This is a genomic window from Sphingomonas sp. GW822-FHT03G08 (assembly GCF_058801135.1).
This window is the reverse complement of the sequence record NZ_JBXAMZ010000001.1, coordinates 796,940-817,709: the sequence shown is the minus strand read 5'-3', so window position 1 is coordinate 817,709 and position 20,770 is coordinate 796,940. Positions and strand designations below refer to the sequence as shown.

Below are 20,770 nucleotides of genomic sequence, written 5' to 3'. Positions count from 1 at the left end.
CCTCTCCCGCAGGCGGGAGAGGGTTGGGGAACCCTGCTTGCCTCCCCCGCAACCCCATGCGAACCTTGTTTCGCAATCGCCACGAAACCGGGGAAATCACCGCATGCGCCGCCTTGTCCTGACTAGCCTTTTGCTCGCCACTGCCGCGCCCGCCTGGGCGCAGGACAAGGCCGAGCAGCCGGCGGCAAAGGGGCAGGGCTATCGCGAGCAGATGAAGGCCGAGGCCGAGGCGGCATGGGCGCGTCCGCCGGTCGAGGAAGCCAGCGCGGTCAGCCACGGTGCGGTCACGGTCGGCGGCCAGAACATCGCCTATACCGCCACCGCCGGTACGCTCACCATCCGCGATGACGAGGGCAAGCCGACCGCCTCCTATTTCTACACCGCCTATACCCGCGACGAGGCGAAGGGGCCGCGCCCGGTCACCTATTTCTACAATGGCGGTCCCGGCTCGCCGACGATCTGGCTGCACATGGGCAGTTTCGCGCCGGTCCGCGTGACCACCGCCAATCCCGAATATATCCGCCCGGCGCCCTATGGCTTCGGCCCCAATCCCGATTCGCTGATCGACAAGACCGACATGGTGTTCATCGATGCGATCGGGGCCGGCTGGTCGCGGCCGCTCGGCGACAAGACCGGCAAGGATTTCTGGGGAGTCGACCAGGACGCCGACGGCTTTGCCCGCGCGATCCTGCGTTACACCAGCAAGTTTAACCGCTGGGCCTCGCCCAAATTCCTGTTCGGCGAAAGCTATGGCACGCTGCGCAACCCGGTGGTCGCGGCGAAGCTGGAGTCGGCGGGCCTCAGCCTCAACGGCATCGTCCAGTTCTCGACGATCATGAACTATGGCGTGCGCCAGCCGGGCTATGACCAGAATTTCCTGACGCTGTTCCCGACGATGGCGGCGACGGCCTGGTATCATAACCGTCTGCAGAACCGCTCGGCCGATCTGCGTGCCTTCCTCGACGAGGTCCGTGCCTTCACCAGCGGCGCCTATGCCGCCGCGCTGGCCAAGGGATCGACGATCTCGCCCGAGGAAAAGGCCGCCGTCGCAGCGAAGATGGCCGCTTATACCGGCATCAGCGAGGCCTATATCCTGCGCGCCGACCTGCGCCTCACGCTGCCGCGCTTCCAGACCGAGCTGCTGCGCGATCGCCGTGTCGCCGTGGGCCGGCTCGATTCGCGCTATCTGCTGAACGTCACCGACGCCAATGCCGACAGTCCCGAGGATGATCCCTCGTCGACTGCGGTCTCGGGCGCCTTTGTCGCGACCTTCCAGGACTATGCGGCCCGCGTGCTCGGCTACAAGACCGACATGCCCTATCGCATGAGCGCGCGGGGCCCCGGATTCGAATGGGACTGGAAGCACCGCGCGCCGGGGGACGGCACCCATCTCGCACCGGACAGCGCCGTTGATCTCGCCTATACGATGCGCACCAATCCGTACCTCAAGGTGCTGTTTATCAACGGCTATTATGATTTCGCCACGCCCTTTTACGGCGCCGAATTCGATGTCAGCCACATGCTGCTCGACCAGCAGCTCCAGAAGAACATTCGGTTCACTTATTATGATGCTGGGCACATGGTGTATCTGAACCCGGAAACGCTGCCGCAGATGCACCGCGATCTCTCGACCTGGTATGACGATGCCCTGCGCGCTGGCGCCTCGAGCAGCCCGCCCGCGCGTCCGGAGGCGAAGGCGGGTAAGAACTGACGCTGGAGCCTGATCCGGGGCTCAGGCGAACCCTTCGCCAGGTCCCAGGCCCATCTTGCCGTGATGGTGGATGGCGATGCCGTTGAGGAAGCTGTTCGCGATCATCCGCGCGCGCTCATGGACATGCTCGGCGGCATCGCCGCCGCCGATCTCGGCCAGCGTCGCGCCGAACAGGTCGAGCCAGCGCGCGAACATCGGCTTGTCGAGCCCGGGGATGGCCAGGTGCAGCGGCATCGGCCGCCCCAGATACTCGCCGCTGCTGAACAGGATCGAGCGCCAGAAACGCTTCATCTGGGCGAGATGCGGCGCCCAGTCCGTGATCCGCTCGCCAAAGACCGGCCCCAGCACCGGATCGGCCTGGATGCGTGCGTAGAAGCGCTCGACCAGCTCGGAGACGAACGCATCGTCGATCCCCATTTCCGCCGCCGCGCGCCGCTTCTCGTCTCGCATTTGGATGGCATGGGGGGAGGGCGTGCCGGTCTTTTCCATGGCGGCTATCTGGGGATGCCGACGCGAAACGGAAATGGGACATTCCGTCCCAGACACGCAGTCAGAGCTACGATATCGTCATCCCGGCGAAAGCCGGGATCTCAGGCGATGGAGGGGAGTGGTGGCCGGCTGGACCTATATCATGGCCAACAAGTCGCGCGGGGTTCTCTACATCGGAGTCGCGGCGTCGCTTGCGCAACGCATCCAGCAACACCGCGAAGGTAGAGGCTCCAAATTCTGTGCCAGATACAACCTGACGCTACTCGTCCTCGCAGAGCACCACGACACAATCGACGACGCGATCCGCCGCGAGAAGATGCTCAAGGAATGGAAGCGCGAATGGAAGATCGATTTGATCGAGCGCTCCAATCCCGAATGGCGCGATCTGTTCGACGACATTCGGGAATAGAGCCGCCTGAGATCCCGGCTTTCGCCGGGATGACGGTTGTTTACCGCCCCAGCGAAGCCGCTTCGCGTGCCAGCGTCTCGACCTGCTCGTAGCTCGCGCCCTTGGGCGTGACCCAGGAGCCGCCGACGCACAGGATCGGGTCGAAGCCCAGCCATTCCGGCGCGGTCGCCGCCGTGATGCCGCCGGTCGGGCAGAACTTGCACTGGTAGAAGGGCGCGGCGAGCGCCTTCAGGGCCTTCAGGCCACCCGAGGTCTCGGCCGGGAAGAACTTGAAATGGGTGAGGCCGAGGTCGAGCCCGCGCATGATGTCACCGGCATTGGCGACGCCAGGCAGGTACGGCACGCCGCTGCGGGTGATCGCGTCGCCCAGGCGATCGGTCAGGCCCGGCGAGACGATGAATTCGGCATCGGCCTTCATCACCTGCTCGAACTGGTCGGTGTTTACCACCGTGCCGGCGCCGACGATCGCGCCCTCGACCTTCTTCATCTCGGCGATGGCTTCCAGTGCCGCTTCGGTGCGCAAGGTCACCTCGAGCACGCGCAGGCCGCCCTTCACCAGCGCTTCCGCCAGCGGCCTTGCCGTGGCGGCGTCTTCGATCACGAGCACCGGGATCACCGGCGCGGTCTTCATGATGGCTTCGATATTCAAAGGGCATGCTCCTGCGCGAATGCCGCGGCGGCGCCGTAGAGGCCCGGCTGCGGGTGCGTGATGAGCTTCACCGGAATGGAAGACATCAGCCCCTGGAACCGGCCCTTGGCGATGAACCGCTGGCCGAAGCCCGACTGCAACAGATGGTCCTTGAGTCGCAACCCCAGACCGCCGGCAATCACCACGCCCTTGGGGCCGTGGCTCAGCGCAAGGTCGCCCGCGACGGCGCCCAGGCTCAGGCAGAAGCGGTCGAGCGCGGCCACCGCCAGCTCGTCCTTGCCTTCGAGCGCGAGGCCCCAGATCGCCTTGTCGTCGAGCCGGTTTACCGGCTTGCCTTCCAGCTCGGCCAGCGTCTCGTAGAGTGAGACGATCGCCGGACCGGCTACCACGCGCTCCTTGGAGACGCGGTTGTAGATCTTGCGCAGCCGCTTCACGAGCGCGTCCTCGATCGGGTCGAGCGGCGCGAAGTCGCTATGCCCGCCCTCGGTGGCGATCACGTCATAGCCGGCGCGGTGACGGAACACCTGCGCGACGCCCAGGCCGGTGCCCGGGCCGCACACGGTGATCGAGCCCTTGTCGGGCAGCGACTGGTCGGGCCCGCACAGGTGCAGGAAATGCTCGTCGCCCATCTGCGCGACGGCGTGGCCGATCGCCTCGAAGTCGTTGACCACCGTCCAGGTGTCGGCGCCCAGCCGGTCGGGGATCAGCGCGGGGCGGATGATCCAGGGATTGTTGGTGAGCTTGATGATCTCGCCGCCCACCGGGGAGGCCACTGCCAGCGCCGCCGCCTTGGGCAGCGGCCGGCCGAGTTCCTCGCCATAGGCCTGCCAGGCGAGCTGCAGGCTGGGGTGCTCGGCGACCTTCTGCGTGACCGGCTCGCTGATCGAGACGACGCGGCCCTCCGCTACTTCGGCAACGGCAAAGCGGGCATGCGTGCCCCCGATATCGACCGCGACGACTTCCATTCGGGCTCCTGATCCTCTCATCCGCCTGGGTCTGTCAACGTTGCCATACCCGGCCGGGCCCTTCTTCCCGCGTGCGACGCAGAAGTAAAGGATAACCGTCACCCCGGCCGTGGCCGGGGTGCGGTCCGGGTCTTACAGTCCCGCTTCCGCCAGCATCGCCGACGCGCCCTTTTCGGCTTCGTCGCAGTGGTGGCGCAGCATCGCGAACAGCTCGCGGCCGGTGCCGATCGCCGGCGGCGGCGCGGCGACATGCTCGCGCGCTTCCCATTCCGCCGCGTCGACCAGCGCGCTCAGCTCGCCGCTCTCGGCGCACAGCCGCACCACGTCGCCGTCGCGCAGCTTGGCGATCGGGCCGCCGCCCAGCGCCTCGGGGCTGAGGTGGATCGCGCACGGCACCTTGCCGCTCGCGCCCGACATGCGTCCGTCGGTGACCAGCGCGACCTTGAAGCCGCGGTTCTGCAGTACGCCCAGCGGCGGCGTCAGCTTGTGCAGCTCGGGCATGCCGTTCGCCTTGGGGCCCTGGAAGCGGACCACGACGATCACGTCGCGCTCCAGCTCGCCGGCCTTGAACGCTTCCTGCACCTCAAGCTGGTCGGCGAAGACCCGGCACGGCGCCTCGATCGTCCAGCGCTCGCGCTCGACCGCCGAGACCTTGATGCACGCCCGGCCCAGATTGCCCTTGAGGATGCGGAAGCCGCCCTCGCTCGAGAAGGGATCGGACGCGGTGCGCACGATCGTGTCGTCGCCGCTCTTCTCGCCATGCTCGGTCCACACCAGCGTGTCGCCGGCCATCTCGGGCTTGCGGCCATAGTCCGCCATGCCGCCCTTGCCGACGGTCAGCGTGTCGCCATGCATCAGCCCGGCGCCGAGCAGCTCGCGGATCACGAAGCTCGGCCCGCCGGCATCCTCGAAGCCGTTCACATCGGCCGAGCCGTTCGGATAGACCCGCGTCAGCAGCGGCACGATCCGCGAGAGCCGGTCGAAATCGTCCCAGTCGATCGTGATCCCCGCCGCCCGCGCGAACGCCGGCACATGGATCAGGTGGTTGGTCGAGCCGCCGGTCGCCAGCAGCACGATCGCCGCGTTCACGATCGCCTTTTCATCCACCACATGCCCGATCGGGCGGTAATCATCGCCGTTCCAGCCGATCTCGGTCAGGCGGTGCACCGCGGCGCGGGTCAGCTCCTGGCGCAGCTTGGTGCCCGGATTGGCGAAAGCGGCGCCCGGCATGTGCAGGCCCATCGCCTCCATCATCATCTGGTTCGAATTGGCGGTGCCGTAGAAGGTGCAGGTGCCCTTGGAATGGTATGCCGCGATCTCGGCGTCGAGCAGCTCGTCGCGGCTCACCTTGCCCTCCGCATAGAGCTCGCGGATCTTGGCCTTTTCCTTGTTGGCCAGGCCCGACTTCATCGGCCCGCCCGGGATCAGCACCATCGGCAGGTGGCCGAAGCGCAGCGCGCCCATCAGCAGCCCCGGCACGATCTTGTCGCAGATGCCGAGCAGCGCCGCGCCCTCGAAGGTGCGGTGGGAGAGGGCGACCGCGGTGCTCAGCGCGATCGTGTCGCGGCTGAACAGCGACAGCTCCATGCCCTGGTACCCCTGCGTCACGCCGTCGCACATCGCCGGCACGCCGCCCGCCACCTGCGCGGTGGCACCGGCCTCATGCGCCCAGATCTTCATCTGCTCGGGATAGCGATAATAGACCGCATGCGCCGAGAGCAGGTCGTTATAGGCGCTGACGATGCCGATGTTCATCGAGCGCCCGGCCTTCATCTGCTCGCGCTGCTCGTCGGTGCCGGCATAGGCATGGGCGAGGTTGGCGCAGCCGAGCTTCGGCCGGTCGTTCCCCGATTCGCGCTCGGCATCGAGCAGCGCGAGATAGGCGCGGCGCCTGGCCTTGGAGCGCTCGATCACCCGGTCGGTGACGGCGGCGATTTCGGGGTGCAGGGTCATATACTCATTCCATTTACACTACCGTTCCCCGGCGAAAGCCGGGGCCCAGGGTTTCTCGGCTGCGTCGCTTGTGACCCTGGCCCCCGGCATTCACCGGGGATCAGGCAAGCCTCAGTTCGCCCAGTGAATATCCACCGGCAGCTCGACATCGGCGAGCACGCGACCGACCGGGTAGCTCGACGAGGCACCCTGTTCGATCGCGGTCTCGAGCACGCCCTTCTTCGCCTCGCCGGTGAACGCGATCATCAGCGCGCGGGCCGAGACGATCGCGGCGCGGCTCAGCGTCACGCGGGCAACCGGCGCCTCGGGCGGCAGCGGATCGGGCATCACGCCCAGCGCGCGGCGCTCCTTGGGGCCGTTCAGCGCTTCGTCGTAATCGGGGCCCGGGAAGATCGAGGCGCAGTGCCCGTCGCCGCCCACGCCGAGCAGGCACAGGTCGAGCGGCCAGTGCACGTCCTGGAGCAGCGCGTCGGCCGAGCGGCCCGCCGCCTTGTAGTCGGGTGCCTTGTCCGAGACGAGCGGGAGCACGCGGGCGCCCTTGGGGATGAAGATCTTGCCGATCGCGGTGACGTTCGACAGCGGATCGCCCAGCGGCACGATGCGATCGTCGCCCGGGATGATCGTCACGCGCTTCCAGTCGATCTTGGCCTTGGCGAGCTTCTCGTAGATCGGCAGCGGGGTCTTGCCCCCGGCCAGCGCGATCACCGCCGCGCCGCGCGCATCGATCGCGCTCTCGATGATGAAGCCGATATCGCCGGCGACGGCATCGGCCATCTCGTCGGCGCTCTCATAGTCCCACCATTCGATTTCGGTCGTCATGTTCGTTCCTTGCGTTTCAGGTGGGTATTCCTGGCCCAAAAATCACTGTCATGCTGAACTTGTTTCAGCACCCAAGGCTCCACTCGGGAAACCGTCGCCGGTGGCGCGCTGGACCCTGAAACGAGTTCAGGGTGACGGTCCTCTAAAATCCTACTCGTTCCACGTCACCCCGTCGCGCTCGGTCAGCGCGATCGCGGCGCTCGGGCCCCAGCTGCCCGAGGCATAGGGCTTGGGCTTCACATTGCCGGTCTTCCAGCCTTCGCGGATCGCATCGATCCACGCCCATTGCGCCTCCACCTCGTCGCGGCGGACGAACAGCGTGGGGTCGCCCTCGATCAGGTCGAGGAACAGCCGCTCATAGGCGATGCGGCGGCGGCTGCCCGCGAACTCATGCTCGAGGCTGAGGTTCAGCGGCACTTCCTTCAGGTGGATGCCGTCGCGGTCGAGGCCCGGCTCCTTCGCCATCACCAGCAGCTGGATATATTCCTCGGGCTGCAGGCGGATCACCAGCACATTGGGCTTCAGCGCGCCGCCGCGATCCTCGAAGATCGAGTGCGGCACCGGCTTGAAGGTGATGACGATCTCGCTGCGGCGCTCGGCCAGCCGCTTGCCGGTGCGCAGGTAGAAGGGCACGCCGTGCCAGCGCCAATTGTCGACATGCGCCTTGATCGCGACGAAGGTCTCGGTGTCCGAGCTCTTCTCCAGGTCGGTGTCGTAGGAGCGCACGATCTCGCCCTTCACCGCGCCGCCGCCATATTGGCCGGTCACGGTCAGGTTCGGCACGTCGGCCCCGGCGATCGGGCGGAGCGAGCGCAGCACCTTCACCTTCTCGTCGCGCACCGAAGTGCCGTCGAAGCGGGCAGGGGGCTCCATCGCGATCAGCGCGAGCAGCTGGAGCATATGGTTCTGCACCATGTCGCGCAGCGCGCCGACATCGTCATAATAGCCCGCACGGCCTTCGAGGCCGACGGTCTCGGAAACGGTGATCTGGACGTTCTCGATGCCCTGGGCGTTCCACACCGGCTCGAACAGCGAATTGCCGAAGCGCAGCGCCAGGATGTTCTGCACCGTCTCCTTGCCGAGATAGTGGTCGATCCGGAAGGTGCGGTCCTCGGGGAAGGCTTCGGCAACGATATCGTTGACGATCCGGCTGGAGGCGAGGTCGACGCCCAGCGGCTTTTCCAGCCCGATGCGGACATTGTCGCCGGTCAGCCCGGCCGATTGCAGCCCCTTGATCGTCGGGCCGAACAGCGAAGGCGCGGTCGACAGGAAGATGGCGAGCCCGTCCGAGATGTCGCCCAGCTTCTCGGCCAGCGCGGCGAAGCCCTCGGTCTTCGAGGCATCGAGCCGCTGGTAGAAGACCCGCTCCAGGAAGCTGGCGACAGCGCTGTCATCCTTGCGGTCGGCCGGCAGGAATTTCTCGAGCGATTCCCGGGCGAAGCCGCGGAAGCCGGCATCGTCATATTCGGAGCGCGCGGTGCAGGTGATCGTCAGGCCGTCGGGCAGCAGCCCATCGGCATGCAGGCCGTAGAGCGAGGGGAGCAGCATCCGCTGGGAAAGGTCGCCGGTGGCGCCGAACAAAAGCAGTTTGCCCGCGGGCTGTCGCATGGATCGCCTCTTAATCGTCGTTTCGGGCCCGCGAGACACCAATGGCGCGCAAAGATCAAGGCCGGGTGGAGCGCTCTAGATAGGGTAACCGGTGGCAGCGGCAAGCGGAGTGGCGGAAGATTGCTCGCGGCGAGGTGGGGAGGAAAGAAATCGTGCGCGCGGACGGGCGTGCGCTCGCCGCGGCGCATCGGAAAACCGTCATCCCGGCGAAAGCCGGGATCTCATGCCGTTGCGCGGGAAGGAGCCGCACGAGATCCCGGCTTTCGCCGGGATGACGAACTTGTCGGGCCGCCAACCCTTCATGTTCCCCGGCGAAAGCCGGGGCCCAGGGTTTCTCTGCCGTGTCGCTTATGACCCTGGGCCCCGGCCTTCGCCGGGAACAGCCGCACCAGCCGCTGAAAACGAAAAAGGCCGGACCCAAGGGCCCGGCCTCTTCAAAATCCAAAACCAGACAAGCCCCTTAGAGCACCAGCCCTTCGGTCTGCTCGAATCCGGCCATGATGTTGAGGTTCTGCACCGCGGCACCCGCGGCGCCCTTGCCGAGATTGTCGAGCGTCGCCACCAGCCGTGCCTGGCCCGTCTCGGCATTGCCGAACACGCGCAGCGAAAGCCGGTCGGTGCCTGCGTCCTCCTCGATCGTCACCGCCGCGACGTCGCCCGGCAGCACGCGGACGATCGGCGAATCCTTGTAGGCCTCGCGCAGCGCATTCTCGATCGCGTCGAGCGAAGGTCGGCGGGTAAAGGCGTGGAGGGGCAGGGGAATCTCGACCAGCATGCCGCGATAGGTCCGCACCACCGCTGGCTGGAAGATCGGCGGGTGCACGATGCGCGCATGCTTGGTCATCTCGGGCACATGCTTGTGGCCAAGGTTGAGCCCGTAGTTGCGGAACGCCGTCTCGGTATAGGTCGCACCCTTGGCGTCCTCGAACTCGGCGATCATGTTCTTGCCGCCGCCCGAATAGCCCGAGACCGCGTTGACGCTCAGCGGATGGTCGTGCGGCACCAGGCCGGCGCGAATCAGCGGGCGGACGAGCGCGAGGAAGCCGGTCGGATAGCAGCCGGGATTGGAGACGCGCGCCGACTCGGCGATCTGCGCGCTCTGTCCGGGCTCCAGCTCGGGAAAGCCATAGGTCCAGCCATCGGCGACGCGGTGCGCGCTCGATGCGTCGATCACGCGGACCTTGCTGGCCTTGATCATCTCCACCGCTTCGCGGGCGGCGTCGTCGGGCAGGCACAGGATCACGAAGTCCGCCGAATTGAGCGCGTCCTCGCGCTTGGCGGCGTCCTTGCGGTCCTTGTCGTCCAGGATGATCTGCTCGATCCCCGCGCGGCCATCCAGCCGCTCGCGAATCTCCAGGCCCGTGGTGCCCACGGCGCCGTCGATGAACACGCGAATCGTCATGCCGCCGGGCGCTCCAGGACCGTGGCCGGCACATAGCCGACCAGATTGTGCCCGGGTGCCACGCCCCAGGCGTGATCGCCGGCGAATTCCAGCACTTCGAACGATTCGCCGGCGGCCAGTTCCACCAGCGTATCCGAATCGAGCTTGGGGCCGGCGCGCAGGGGCACGGCAGAGGCGATCATGCGAGGCATAGGCGCCGCATAATGGGGTGCGAAAACGCGATCCGCCAGACGCACGTCTGCCAGATCACGACGAACCGCATCGACCCTGGGATCGATGGGAACCGAACGGCCCTTCAGCGCGAAACGCTTACGCGCTGGCCCTGCGGGCGACTGGTTCGGCGATGTGCCCCCCAGCGAGGAAATGCCCGAATTCTGCAAGAAACTCTGCCCCTTCCGCGGTCTTGGCGACGAAGATGTTCCGCTTGTCGGTGTCGTCGCGCTGGCGGCGCAGATAGCCGAGCGTGCCCAGTCTATTCAAGGCACGCGTTACAACGGGCTTGGATACGTTCAAAGCCCGGGCCAAACCGCGCACGGTATGGGGGCCAGGTTCCAGATAGACGAGCATAAGCAGGGCCATCTGCCGGTTGGTCAGGTCCGGTTCTCCCGATCGCACATAGTCGATCAGCGTGTTCTTCCACGAAGAAAGCGAGCTGTCGGTCATTGCGTTCACGGCATCTACTCTGTTGTTACGCCCCCGATACGCCAGGGCCACACGTCATAACGCGCGTGAACCGATCCGGTTTCAGTCCGGATGCGAAATGTTACAGCTTTGTTGATTAACCGAGATGAGTGGACGCCTCTCGAAGGTTGATCGGAGCGGGTTGCTCCCCTATGTGCCGCCTTTCTCCAAGAGGTCCGCACATTTCATGTTCACCTTCCTGCTCATCGTTCAGGCATTCATCGCCGCTGGTCTCGTCGGCGTGATCCTCGTGCAGAAGTCGGAGGGCGGCGGCCTCACTTCGAGCGGCAGCCCGTCGGGCCTGATGTCGGCGCGCAGCGCGGCCGATTTCCTGACGCGGACCACCGCGATTCTCGCGACCGCGTTCATCGCCATGTCGATCCTGCTCGCCTTCCTGGCGGCGAATCGCCACGGCGCGACGATCGACGCCTCGCTCCAGCGTGCGGCTCCGGCTGCGGCGCCCCAGGCGCTGCCGACCAGCGCGCCCGCGGGCGGTGCGGTTCCCTTCGCGCCGGGCAACAGCTCGGCCCCGACTGGTACGGCGCCGGCTCCGGCCGCGCAGGGCAACAGCTCGGTTCCGCTGGCCCAGTAAATCCGCCGGTCCCGGCCTGGTCCGGGTCTGTCCACATAAATTTGTGCCCGGTTGCGTGATTCGCACGCTTCCGGCGCGCGTCCATTCACGTTAGGCGTTTTCTCCCATGGCGCGGTATATCTTCATCACCGGCGGCGTGGTCTCCTCGCTAGGCAAGGGTCTCATGGCAGCGAGCCTCGCGGCTCTGCTCCAGGCGCGTGGCTATCGGGTCCGCATCCGCAAGTTCGATCCCTATCTCAACGTCGATCCCGGCACGATGTCGCCGCACCAGCATGGTGAGGTCTATGTGACCGACGACGGGGCGGAAACCGATCTCGATCTCGGGCATTATGAACGCTTCACGGGTGTCGCCTCGCGGCAGTCGGACAACATCACGTCGGGCCGGATCTACAAGACGATCATCGAGCGCGAGCGCCGCGGCGACTATCTCGGCGCCACCGTCCAGGTGATCCCGCACGTGACCGACGCGATCAAGGCGTTCGCCCAGGCGGACACCGAGGATCTCGATTTTGTCCTCTGCGAAATCGGCGGCACCGTAGGCGATATCGAATCCCTCCCCTTCGTCGAGGCGATCCGCCAACTTCGCAACGATCTCGGCCGCAACCAGTCGGTCAGCGTCCATCTGACGCTGGTGCCGTACATCGCGGCCGCCGGTGAGCTGAAGACCAAGCCGACCCAGCACAGCGTCCGCGAGCTCGCTTCGCTCGGCGTCCATGCCGACGTCATCGTCTGCCGCAGCGAAAAGCCGCTGCCGGCGAGCGACCGCGCCAAGATCGCGCTGTTCTGCAACGTGCCCGCCTCGTCGGTGATCCCGGCACTCGACGCACCGACCATCTACGGCGTGCCGCTGCAATATCATGCCGAGGGTCTCGACGTCGAAGTGCTCAAGGCCTTCGGCATCGACGTCGCCGGCTCGCCCGATCTCGCCCGCTGGGAAGAGATCGAGGACCGCGTCCTCAATCCCGAGGGCGAAGTCACGATCGGCGTGGTCGGCAAGTATATGGGCGTGCCGGATGCCTATAAGTCGCTAACCGAGGCGCTCACCCATGGCGGCATCGCCAACCGGGTGAAGGTCAACATCCGCTGGCTCGACGCCGAGCTGTTCGAGCATGACAATGAGGAAGAGATCACCGCGCAGCTCGAGCCGCTGCACGGCATCCTTGTCCCCGGTGGCTTCGGCGAGCGCGGCAGCGAAGGCAAGATCGCCGGCGTGAAGTTCGCCCGCGAGCGCAACGTGCCATTCTTCGGCATCTGCCTCGGCATGCAGATGGCCTGCATCGAAGGCGTCCGCGCCGGCGGCATCGCCAATGCCTCGACCACCGAATTCGGCCCGACCGAGGAGCCGGTGGTCGGCATGATCACCGAGTGGATGACCGCTGAGGGCCTGCAGAAGCGGGAAGAGGGCGGCGATCTCGGCGGCACGATGCGCCTTGGTGCCTATACCGCGAAGCTCGGCGGCAATTCGGTCGTCTCGTCGATCTACGGCTCGGACGAGATCAGCGAGCGCCATCGTCACCGCTACGAGGTCAACACCGCGTACAAGCCGGTGCTGGAGCAGGGCGGCCTGGTCTTCTCCGGCATGTCGCCCGACGGCTCGCTGCCCGAGATCGTCGAGCGGCCCGACCATCCCTGGTTCGTCGGCGTGCAGTTCCACCCGGAGCTCAAGTCCAAGCCTTTCGAGCCGCATCCGCTGTTCGCCAGCTTCATCGAGGCGGCGGTGCGGCAGTCCCGGCTGGTCTAGGCCCAGTCCCGCAGGAACAGGAAGGCCGGGCCGCAACGCCCGGCCTTTTCTTTTGCCCGTCCCTCGCGCTAACAGCCGGGCAGGGGGACAAGCCGCATGTCGGATTTCGAGTTCATCTTCGCACTTTACGGACTGTTGCTCGGGCTTTCGCTTGCCGAGGTGCTCGGCGGCCTCGCCCGGGCGATCGAAGCCCGTCTGCGTCCCGGCTCGACGATCCGGATCGGCTGGCTCACCCCGCTGCTCGGCGCCTTTGTGATCCTCGACCTGCTCTCCTTCTGGCAGGCGGCCTGGACGGTGCGCGAGCTCGTACTCGTCTCGGGCAAGGCGCTGATGGCGATCACCGTATTCGCGAGCGCCTATTATCTCGCCGCGCACCTCGTCTTCCCGCGCGAAGTGCAGGAGGAGGCGGACTTCGACGCGCATTTCTTCCGCGTCCGCCGCATCGTCATCGGGGTGATGCTCGCGCTGCTGATCTGCCAGCTCGGCTTCTACGCCGGCCTGCCCAAGATCGCGCCGCATCTGTTCCGCCCGCTCGCGCTCACGCTCACCGTCATCCTCGCCGCGCTGATGCTCGCCGCGATGTTCGTGCCCAACAACCGCTGGGCGAGGGTGGTGATGGCCGCCCTCGTGGCCCGTTATGTCGTGGTCTATCTCCTCTAGAGCGCTTCGTTCGCGGAAGCTCGCACGGTCGCAAATGCCTTCGCAGCCGCAACAAGGACCTTTCCTTCGACGGCCGGCATCGACTAGCGAAGCCGCATGCGTATCCTGATTGCCGTCCTCGCCTTGTTCCTCACCGCCGCGTCCGGCCCGCAGGAGCCCGCCACGGTGCGTGTCCGCCTGGTCACCTCGGCGGGCAACATCGTCCTCGCGCTCGATGCCAGGCGCGCGCCGAAGACGGTCGCCAATTTCATGGCCTATGTCGATGACGGCCGGCTCGACGGTACCCAGTTCTACCGCTCCGCCCGGCGCAAGGGGGATCCGGCGCACGGCTTCGTCCAGGGCGGGATCGGCACCGATGCCCGGCGCATGCTGCCGTCGCCGCCGCTGGAATCGACGCTGCAGACCGGCATCCGCCATCTCGACGCGACGATCTCGATGGCGCACGGCCCCAACCCGGACGGAGCGAACTGCAACTTCTCGATCATGGTCGGGCCCAATCCCGGGCTCGATGCCAAGGCCGGCTATCGCGGCTTTGCGGCGTTCGGGAAGGTCGTCACCGGCATGGACGTGGTCAAGCGGATGCTCGCCATGCCCACCGGCGGCGGCCGCGATGCGATGAAGGACCAGATGATCCTCAAGCCCGTCCAGATCCTCCGCGCCGTCCGCCTGGACGGCGTCGCCAGGCCCACCGGCTATGTGAAGCCTTGGCTGATCGGCACGCCGAAGTAACCGAATTTCCCCTACGGCGGAAAGACTTGGTCGCAAGCCGGACACGTTCCGGAAAAATATTTCACGCCGTTTCGGATCGATCGGCCGCCCGGTTCCTATGACGGAAATGGGATTAGATCGAACCGGCCCTCCGCTCGCAGGCTTCTCGCGTCTTGCCCGAATGTTTTTCGGATGCCGGTCCTCTCGGGGGCCGGTCGGGAGGGAATATGATAATTCAGAATATGTCGATACCGCGCAAGCTCGCGGCGGCCTTCGTCCTGCTCGTCTGCATCTTCGCCGGCGTAGGCTGGCTGCTCTTCTCGAGCCTGCAGACCGTCGGCGCAGCATCCGAGGACAAGCAGCGTGCGTCCGAGATGTCGGAGCATGTCAGCGACATCATGGGCCAGATCCTGGAGCAGCAGAGCGCTGTCCGCGCCTATGTCATCCTGCGCAACGCCGACTTCCTCACGACCTATGATGAGGCGGGGAAGAAGATCGAGGAACTGGCCAACGCGTTCCGCGCAGGAACCGCGGTTCCCGAGCAGAAGACGCGTATGGACAATCTGGTCGCCGCGATCGCGGAGCTTCGCGGCAAGCTCGATAACATGATCGCGCTTGCGAAGAATCCCGCCACCCAGGGCGAGGCGCAGCAGCTCGCGGGCGTCAAGCAGCTCGGCAAGATCCGCAAGATCATTGGCGAGATCAACGATGTGCAGGACGAGCGCGTCGCCGCGACCCAGAAGGTTGAGGCCTCTGCGCGTGCAGCTGCGATCACCGCGCTCACGCTGGGTGGCGCCTTCGGCATCGCCATGGCCGCGCTGTTCGGCTGGCTGCTCACCACGATGATCGCGCATCCGATCAAGCGGATGACCGGGTTGATGGGCCGGCTCGCCGGCGGCGAGAACACGATCGACGTGCCCGGCACCGATCGCCAGGACGAAGTCGGCGGCATGGCGCGCGCCGTGCTGGTGTTCCGCGATGCCGCGGTCGCCAAGGAAAAGGCGGATGCCGCGAAGCTGGTCGCCGACGCCGAGCAGAAGCATGTCGTCTCCGCGCTCACCGACGGGCTGGAAAGCCTGGCGAAGGGTGATCTCACCACCGAGATCAACAGCGAGTTCGCTTCCGACTATGTTGCCCTGAAGACCAACTTCAACTCGGCGCTCACTGCACTGCGCACGCTGATCGGCTCGGTCGTCGAAGGCGCGGCCACCATCCGCACCGGCTCGGGCGAGATCGCCCAGGCGTCGGAGGATCTTGCCCGCCGTACCGAGAGCAACGCCGCTTCGCTGGAGGAGACGTCGGCCGCGATCAGCCAGATGGACGATCGCCTCAAGGCGACGGCCAGGGCCGCCGGCAATACGCTGACCCGCGCCGATCAGGCGATCTCCACCGTCAGCGATGGCCGTTCGATCGCCGATGACGCTGTCCAGGCGATGACTCGCGTCGCTGATAGCGCCAAGGGCATCGACTCGGTCATCGAAGGCCTCGACAAGATCGCGTTCCAGACGCGCGTGCTTGCAATGAACGCCGCCGTGGAGGCGGGGCGTGCGGGCGAGGCGGGTCGCGGTTTCGCGGTCGTCGCCGATCTCGTCAGCGCGCTCGCCATGCGCGCCGAGGAAGAGGCAGGCCGTGCCCGCGACCAGCTCACCGCAACCCAGGGCGATATCGTCGCCGCGGTGGAGATGGTGCAAAAGGTCGATGGCGCGCTTGCCAATATCTCGGGCGATGTCGGCCAGGTCCATGACCTGCTCGCCAATATCGCCAGCGACAACGAAGCGCAGTCGGCGGCCGTCACGCAGATCGCCGTGGCGATCGGTACGATGGACCAGGCCACGCAGCAGAATGCCGCGATGGTCGAGGAAACTTCGGCCGCATCGCGTAACCTGAGCTCGGAAGTCCAGCTGCTCTCGGAACAGGCCTCGGCGTTCAATATCGGTGCCAGCCAGGCCCCGCCGCGCCGCCCCGCCAAGCCGGCGGCGAGCAGCATCCGCGCCAAGGTTGCGCCGGGCTATGTCTCGCCGGTGAAGCCGCTTCCGGCGGCCGCCGTCGCCGCACTCACCCCGTCGGACGATTGGGCGACGTTTTAAATCATATTTTTCGTGAAATACGCGATTTGCACGCAGGCTTTCCTATAATGAAACTGCGAGCATATGGGGAGGGGAGGACGCAAGTCCTTCCCTCCTTTCGCATTTCAAGGCTGCTGGAGGGCAGGTCCGCGCAAACACAAAGGGCGCCCGGACCATCGCCCGAGCGCCCCCCGCTGCGACGTCCAAAGGGAGGAAGACGTCGCTAGCCGTGGTCGGTCAGTTATGCGGCATCGGCCTCGCGATGCTCGATCGGGCTCGGTGCGGAGCCGCCGTTCACCGCGATCTTCTTGGGCTTCATCGCCTCGGGCACTTCGCGGACCAGCTCAATCACCAGCAGGCCGTCGGCAAGGTCGGCGCTCTCTACGCGGACGAAATCGGCCAGCTCGAAGCGCCGCTCGAAGCTGCGGGTGGCGATTCCCAGGTGCAGGTACGCGCCCTGGTTGTTCTCGTTCTCCTCGCGCTTCTTGCCGGCCACCAGCAGCAGGTTCTGCTGCGCGGTGATGTCGATCTCGTCAGCCTTGAAGCCGGCGACGGCGATCGTGATCCGGTAGCGGTCCTCGGCAACGCGCTCGAGGTTGAACGGGGGATAATTCTCGGATGCCTGCGCGCGGGCACTGGCCTCGAGCAGGTCGAACAGCCGGTCGAACCCGATGGTCGAGCGGCGGAACGGGGTGAAATCGAACTGGCGCATATCAAGACCTCTATTCTTGAGCGAATTGATGAACTTGCCGGCGCCCGGATGCCCGCGACGCCGTGGTTTTCGCGGCCCGTTACGGCGCCGCTTGATACAGATTGTGTCGGAGATTCTGCCTTTCAAGATGCGGCGAAACGGGCCCCGCAAGCGCCGGCCAACTCAGGCTAGGTATCGCTAAACATCTCCTTGCTCGCTAATATCCCCCAATTGAGTGGAGATTAAGCGCAACACGGCCAGAGGGGATAATCATGAGCCTTGCTTCGCTTTCACTGCTACTCCTAGCCAGTGCGGCTCCGGCACCTGCCGGAGTTCTGCGTGACGATCCGGCGCCCGCCGCTGCCAACGCCAGCGCCAACGCCGATGCGGATGAGCAGGAAAAGGCGAAGCCTCAGGATGGCGGCGAGATCGTCGTCACGGCCCGCCGGCGTGAGGAAAAGGCCCAGGACGTGCCGATCGCGATTTCGGTGATCGGCGGCGCGACCATCGAGAACACCGGCGCGACCAACCTCAACCGTCTGCAGACCTCGCTGCCCGCGGTGCAGTTCTATTCGAGCAACCCGCGCAATTCCGCGATCAACATCCGCGGCCTGGGCGCACCGTTCGGTCTCACCAATGACGGCATCGAGCAGGGCGTCGGCTTCTATCTCGACCAGGTCTATATCGGCCGTATCGGCGCCTCGACCTTCGATTTCGTCGATGTCGAGCGGGTGGAAGTGCTGCGCGGGCCCCAGGGCACGCTCTACGGCAAGAACACCACGGCTGGCGCGATCAACATCACCACTCGCGCGCCCAGCTTCACGCCGGAGACCAAGGTCGAGCTGAGCGTCGGCAATTACGACCTGATCTCGGCCAAGGCATCGGTCTCGGGTCCGCTCAGCGACAAGCTCGCGATCCGCATCTCCAGCGCGCTCACCAGCCGCGAGGGGACGATCGAGAATGTCCGCACCGGCGAGGATCTTCACAAGCAGCGCACCAGCAGCTTCCGCGGCCAGCTGCTGTGGAAGGTGAATGACGATCTCGATTTCACCCTGGCGGGCGACTGGAATCTCCAGAACCCGCTGTGCTGCGTGCAATATTATGCGCGGGTCGGCGCTACCCAGCGGCCGATCTCCCGCCAGTATACGGCGCTGGCAGCCGCGTTCGGCTATGCGCCGGCCAGTACCGATCCGTTCGATCGCAAGGTCGATCTCGATGCCCAGATCAACTCGCGCCAGGAAATCGGCGGCGCTTCGCTGGTCGCCAACTGGAATCTCGGCCCGGCGACGCTGACCTCGGTCTCGGCGTGGCGCTATTGGGATTGGCAGCCGAAGAACGATCGCGATTTCATCGGCTTGCCGATCACTACCGTCTCGCAGAACCCGTCGCAGCAGAAGCAGTTCAGCCAGGAACTGCGCCTCAGCTCCAATGGCGACGGCCGGCTCGATTACACGATCGGCGCCTTCTTCTTCCACCAGACGATCGATACCCAAGGCTCGCAGGTCCAGGGGGCGGCGGCAAGCCGCTGGCTGCTCAATCCGGGCAATGTTCCGATCGGTGCGACCGGCTGCGCCACGGCTACGGCAGCCGCCTGCAACCCGTTGGTGCTGAACGGGCTGACCTCGACCAACACGATCAATTTCGACAACACCAGTTTCGCGCTGTTCGGCAAGCTCAACTGGGAGCCCGTGGACGGCTTCCACATCCAGCCGGGCCTGCGCCTGAACTATGACAAGAAGTCCGGCTTCTACGAGTCGGTCGTCAGCATCAGCAACGCGCGCTACAATTTCGTCGCGACGGCGGCCAATGTCGCCGCGCTGCTCGCAAATGGCACCGCTACCGCGGACCAGCTGAACACCCTGGCCCCGCAGCGCTACAGCCCGAAGTTCAGCGACTGGAACGTCTCGGGCGACATCACCCTGTCGTACGACTTCTCGCCGGACGTCCACGGCTATGCGACCTATGCGCGCAGCTTCAAGTCGGGCGGCATCAACCTCTCGGGGCTGCCGCTCAATTCGACCAGCACGGGTGTCGATCTCTCGACCCAGACGGTGAAGCCGGAGAAGGTCGATCACTTCGAGATCGGCCTGAAGACCCAGTTCCTCGATCGCAAGGTGACTTTCAACACGGCTGCCTTCTGGACCGAGATCCGCGACTATCAGGCGACGGTGAACAACAACGCGATCAACGTGATCCGCGGCTATCTGGCCAATGCCGGCAAGGTGCGGGTGAAGGGCTTTGAATGGGATCTCTCGGCCCGTCCGACCCAGAACGTCAATTTCTACTTCAACGGCGCCTATACCGACGCGAAATACGCCGATTTCAAAAACGCGCCGTGCCCGCCGGAGCTTTCCGGCGGTACCGCGACCGCGCCGGGCGGCGTCACCGATCCGGCGGGTACGCCGGGCGGCCGCAGCCCCGCCTATTGCGACATTTCGGGCCAGGTGCTGCCGGGTATCTCGAAATGGTCGCTCAGCTGGGGTGGCGAGATCCGCCAGCCGGCCGGGGATGGCACGGTCTATCTCGGCTATGACGGCAACTGGCGCTCGAAATTCTCGTCCAACCCGTCGCCCTCGGCCTATACCTGGATCGACGCCTATTCGCTGTCGAACGTCCGCCTCGGCTGGCGGCGCGCGGATCTCAACATCTATGGCTGGGTCCGCAACGTGTTCGACAAGCAGTATTTCGAGCTGCTCTCGGTCCAGTCGGGCAGCACCGGCCTGATCGTGGGCCAGCCCGGCGACCCGAGGACTTATGGCCTGACGATCAGCAAGAGCTTCTGATCTTCGCGATACTGACCTCCTGCCATGGCCGGGGGAGGTTGGGGAAGGGAGGCGGCGCCCGCACCGCCTCCCTTCTTGTTATCTGTTCATTCCGGAGGATTTGCCGCGTCTTAACCGGAATCGAATAGTAGGATCTTCTACATTGAGAAGATCATGCGCGTTTCGCCGAACACCGTGCCGAGCTTCAGTGGCGCAGGCCTTCTGGCCGCGCTGGTGGCGGCATGCCAGATCGCCGGCGCGCTGGTCTGGGTGAACTCGCCGGCCTTCACGCCGGGCGGCTATGCCAATATCGCGCTGATCGCCTCGCTCTGCATCTCGGTGCTGGTGCTGTCGCGGCTCACCATCCCGAACCTGGTCCGCATCGCGCTGATCCTCGGGATGATCGCCGTGCTGCTCGGCGTGGCGGTGCGCAGCGACGTGTCGGGCGTGAAGCAGGTGGGCGACATGGTGTCCGCCGCGATGGGCGCCCGCCCGAAGGGCGTCGTCCAGCCCGAGGACCAGGCCGCCGACCCGCGCCTGCGCCGAGGACCGGGTGCGGCGCGTATCGATCTGCGGCCGGGCGAGGGTGGGGACGGCGGCTGGGCCACCCGCCTCAACCAGGCCGCCCTGACCCGCATCGACGACGGCGCGCCCGCGGAGATCCACGGCAATGTCACGCTGGAGGGGCACAGCATCGAGCGCCCGCGCATCGGCTGGGCAGTGACCTGGGCGGGAGTCACCCTGTCCTGCGGCCGCCTGACCGGGATGACGCGCCGGCCGGACGAGCTCACCAATCAGGTGGTGGATACGTTCAGGCGCGCCGTGTCGCGCACCGCCGCGCTCAAGCGCCCGTCCTGCTACTAG

General features: G+C 66.0%; 19 protein-coding genes. 9 read left to right on the top strand and 10 right to left on the bottom strand.

Annotated elements, in window-relative coordinates:
• Positions 1-103 precede the first annotated feature (103 nt).
• Positions 104-1,711, top strand: coding sequence for a S10 family peptidase (locus tag AC1RJ5_RS03575; protein ID WP_493111766.1), 1,608 nt, complete (start codon positions 104-106; stop codon positions 1,709-1,711).
• Between the two features lie 21 nt (positions 1,712-1,732).
• Here AC1RJ5_RS03575 and AC1RJ5_RS03570 read toward each other — a convergent pair whose 3' ends face one another.
• Positions 1,733-2,161: a group III truncated hemoglobin gene (locus AC1RJ5_RS03570; RefSeq protein WP_269575069.1), complete on the bottom strand. Its 429-nt coding sequence runs from the start codon at positions 2,159-2,161 to the stop codon at positions 1,733-1,735.
• Between the two features lie 160 nt (positions 2,162-2,321).
• Here AC1RJ5_RS03570 and AC1RJ5_RS03565 point away from each other — a divergent pair, with 160 nt between their 5' ends.
• Positions 2,322-2,609, top strand: a complete 288-nt coding sequence (locus AC1RJ5_RS03565; protein ID WP_493111764.1) for a GIY-YIG nuclease family protein — start codon at positions 2,322-2,324, stop codon at positions 2,607-2,609.
• Between the two features lie 40 nt (positions 2,610-2,649).
• Here the strand turns inward: AC1RJ5_RS03565 and eda are convergent, their stop codons facing one another.
• From eda to AC1RJ5_RS03525, 8 genes are all read right to left on the bottom strand, one after another.
• Entirely contained in the window at positions 2,650-3,240 is a 591-nt protein-coding gene (eda, locus tag AC1RJ5_RS03560) for a bifunctional 4-hydroxy-2-oxoglutarate aldolase/2-dehydro-3-deoxy-phosphogluconate aldolase (RefSeq protein WP_269576437.1), read from the bottom strand.
• A gap of 14 nt (positions 3,241-3,254) precedes the next feature.
• Positions 3,255-4,223, bottom strand: a complete 969-nt coding sequence (gene glk, locus AC1RJ5_RS03555; RefSeq protein ID WP_269575070.1) for a glucokinase — start codon at positions 4,221-4,223, stop codon at positions 3,255-3,257.
• Positions 4,224-4,355: 132 nt separating this feature from the next.
• Positions 4,356-6,176, bottom strand: coding sequence for a phosphogluconate dehydratase (gene edd / locus AC1RJ5_RS03550; protein ID WP_184166852.1), 1,821 nt, complete (start codon positions 6,174-6,176; stop codon positions 4,356-4,358).
• Positions 6,177-6,287: 111 nt separating this feature from the next.
• Positions 6,288-6,995: a 6-phosphogluconolactonase gene (gene pgl / locus AC1RJ5_RS03545; protein ID WP_342251387.1), complete on the bottom strand. Its 708-nt coding sequence runs from the start codon at positions 6,993-6,995 to the stop codon at positions 6,288-6,290.
• A 150-nt stretch (positions 6,996-7,145) separates the two neighbouring features.
• A complete protein-coding gene (gene zwf / locus AC1RJ5_RS03540; protein ID WP_184166846.1) occupies positions 7,146-8,603 on the bottom strand; it encodes a glucose-6-phosphate dehydrogenase in 1,458 nt (485 codons plus the stop codon).
• Positions 8,604-9,063: 460 nt separating this feature from the next.
• Positions 9,064-10,005 (bottom strand): N-acetyl-gamma-glutamyl-phosphate reductase, encoded by a 942-nt coding sequence (gene argC / locus AC1RJ5_RS03535; protein WP_269575071.1) that lies wholly within the window; start codon positions 10,003-10,005, stop codon positions 9,064-9,066.
• Complete coding sequence (locus tag AC1RJ5_RS03530; protein ID WP_342250374.1) at positions 10,002-10,187, bottom strand: SH3 domain-containing protein; 186 nt, start codon at positions 10,185-10,187, stop codon at positions 10,002-10,004. The genes argC and AC1RJ5_RS03530 overlap by 4 nt, the downstream gene beginning before the upstream one ends.
• Before the next feature lie 127 nt (positions 10,188-10,314).
• Complete coding sequence (locus AC1RJ5_RS03525; protein ID WP_183996777.1) at positions 10,315-10,668, bottom strand: MarR family transcriptional regulator; 354 nt, start codon at positions 10,666-10,668, stop codon at positions 10,315-10,317.
• Between the two features lie 205 nt (positions 10,669-10,873).
• Between AC1RJ5_RS03525 and secG the strand changes: the two genes are divergently transcribed.
• The 5 genes from secG to AC1RJ5_RS03500 all read left to right on the top strand — a co-directional run bounded on the left by secG (position 10,874) and on the right by AC1RJ5_RS03500 (position 16,474).
• A complete protein-coding gene (gene secG / locus AC1RJ5_RS03520; RefSeq protein ID WP_269575072.1) occupies positions 10,874-11,278 on the top strand; it encodes a preprotein translocase subunit SecG in 405 nt (134 codons plus the stop codon).
• Between the two features lie 106 nt (positions 11,279-11,384).
• Positions 11,385-13,019, top strand: a complete 1,635-nt coding sequence (pyrG, locus tag AC1RJ5_RS03515) for a CTP synthase (protein WP_269575073.1) — start codon at positions 11,385-11,387, stop codon at positions 13,017-13,019.
• A gap of 96 nt (positions 13,020-13,115) precedes the next feature.
• Positions 13,116-13,679 carry a hypothetical protein gene (locus AC1RJ5_RS03510; RefSeq protein WP_269575074.1) on the top strand — a complete coding sequence of 188 codons (564 nt, stop codon included), beginning with the start codon at positions 13,116-13,118 and terminating at the stop codon, positions 13,677-13,679.
• A 96-nt stretch (positions 13,680-13,775) separates the two neighbouring features.
• Entirely contained in the window at positions 13,776-14,408 is a 633-nt protein-coding gene (locus AC1RJ5_RS03505; protein ID WP_269575075.1) for a peptidylprolyl isomerase, read from the top strand.
• A 221-nt stretch (positions 14,409-14,629) separates the two neighbouring features.
• Positions 14,630-16,474, top strand: coding sequence for a methyl-accepting chemotaxis protein (locus tag AC1RJ5_RS03500; protein WP_493111759.1), 1,845 nt, complete (start codon positions 14,630-14,632; stop codon positions 16,472-16,474).
• 220 nt (positions 16,475-16,694) lie between these two features.
• Here AC1RJ5_RS03500 and AC1RJ5_RS03495 read toward each other — a convergent pair whose 3' ends face one another.
• The gene (locus AC1RJ5_RS03495) at positions 16,695-17,165 is read right to left on the bottom strand and encodes an Hsp20 family protein (protein WP_269575077.1); all 471 of its coding nucleotides are present in this window, start codon (positions 17,163-17,165) and stop codon (positions 16,695-16,697) included.
• A 251-nt stretch (positions 17,166-17,416) separates the two neighbouring features.
• Here AC1RJ5_RS03495 and AC1RJ5_RS03490 point away from each other — a divergent pair, with 251 nt between their 5' ends.
• Positions 17,417-19,927, top strand: coding sequence for a TonB-dependent receptor (locus AC1RJ5_RS03490; RefSeq protein ID WP_493111757.1), 2,511 nt, complete (start codon positions 17,417-17,419; stop codon positions 19,925-19,927).
• Positions 19,928-20,080: 153 nt separating this feature from the next.
• On the top strand, positions 20,081-20,770 hold the full coding sequence (locus AC1RJ5_RS03485) for a hypothetical protein (protein WP_493111756.1): 690 nt from the start codon (positions 20,081-20,083) through the stop codon (positions 20,768-20,770).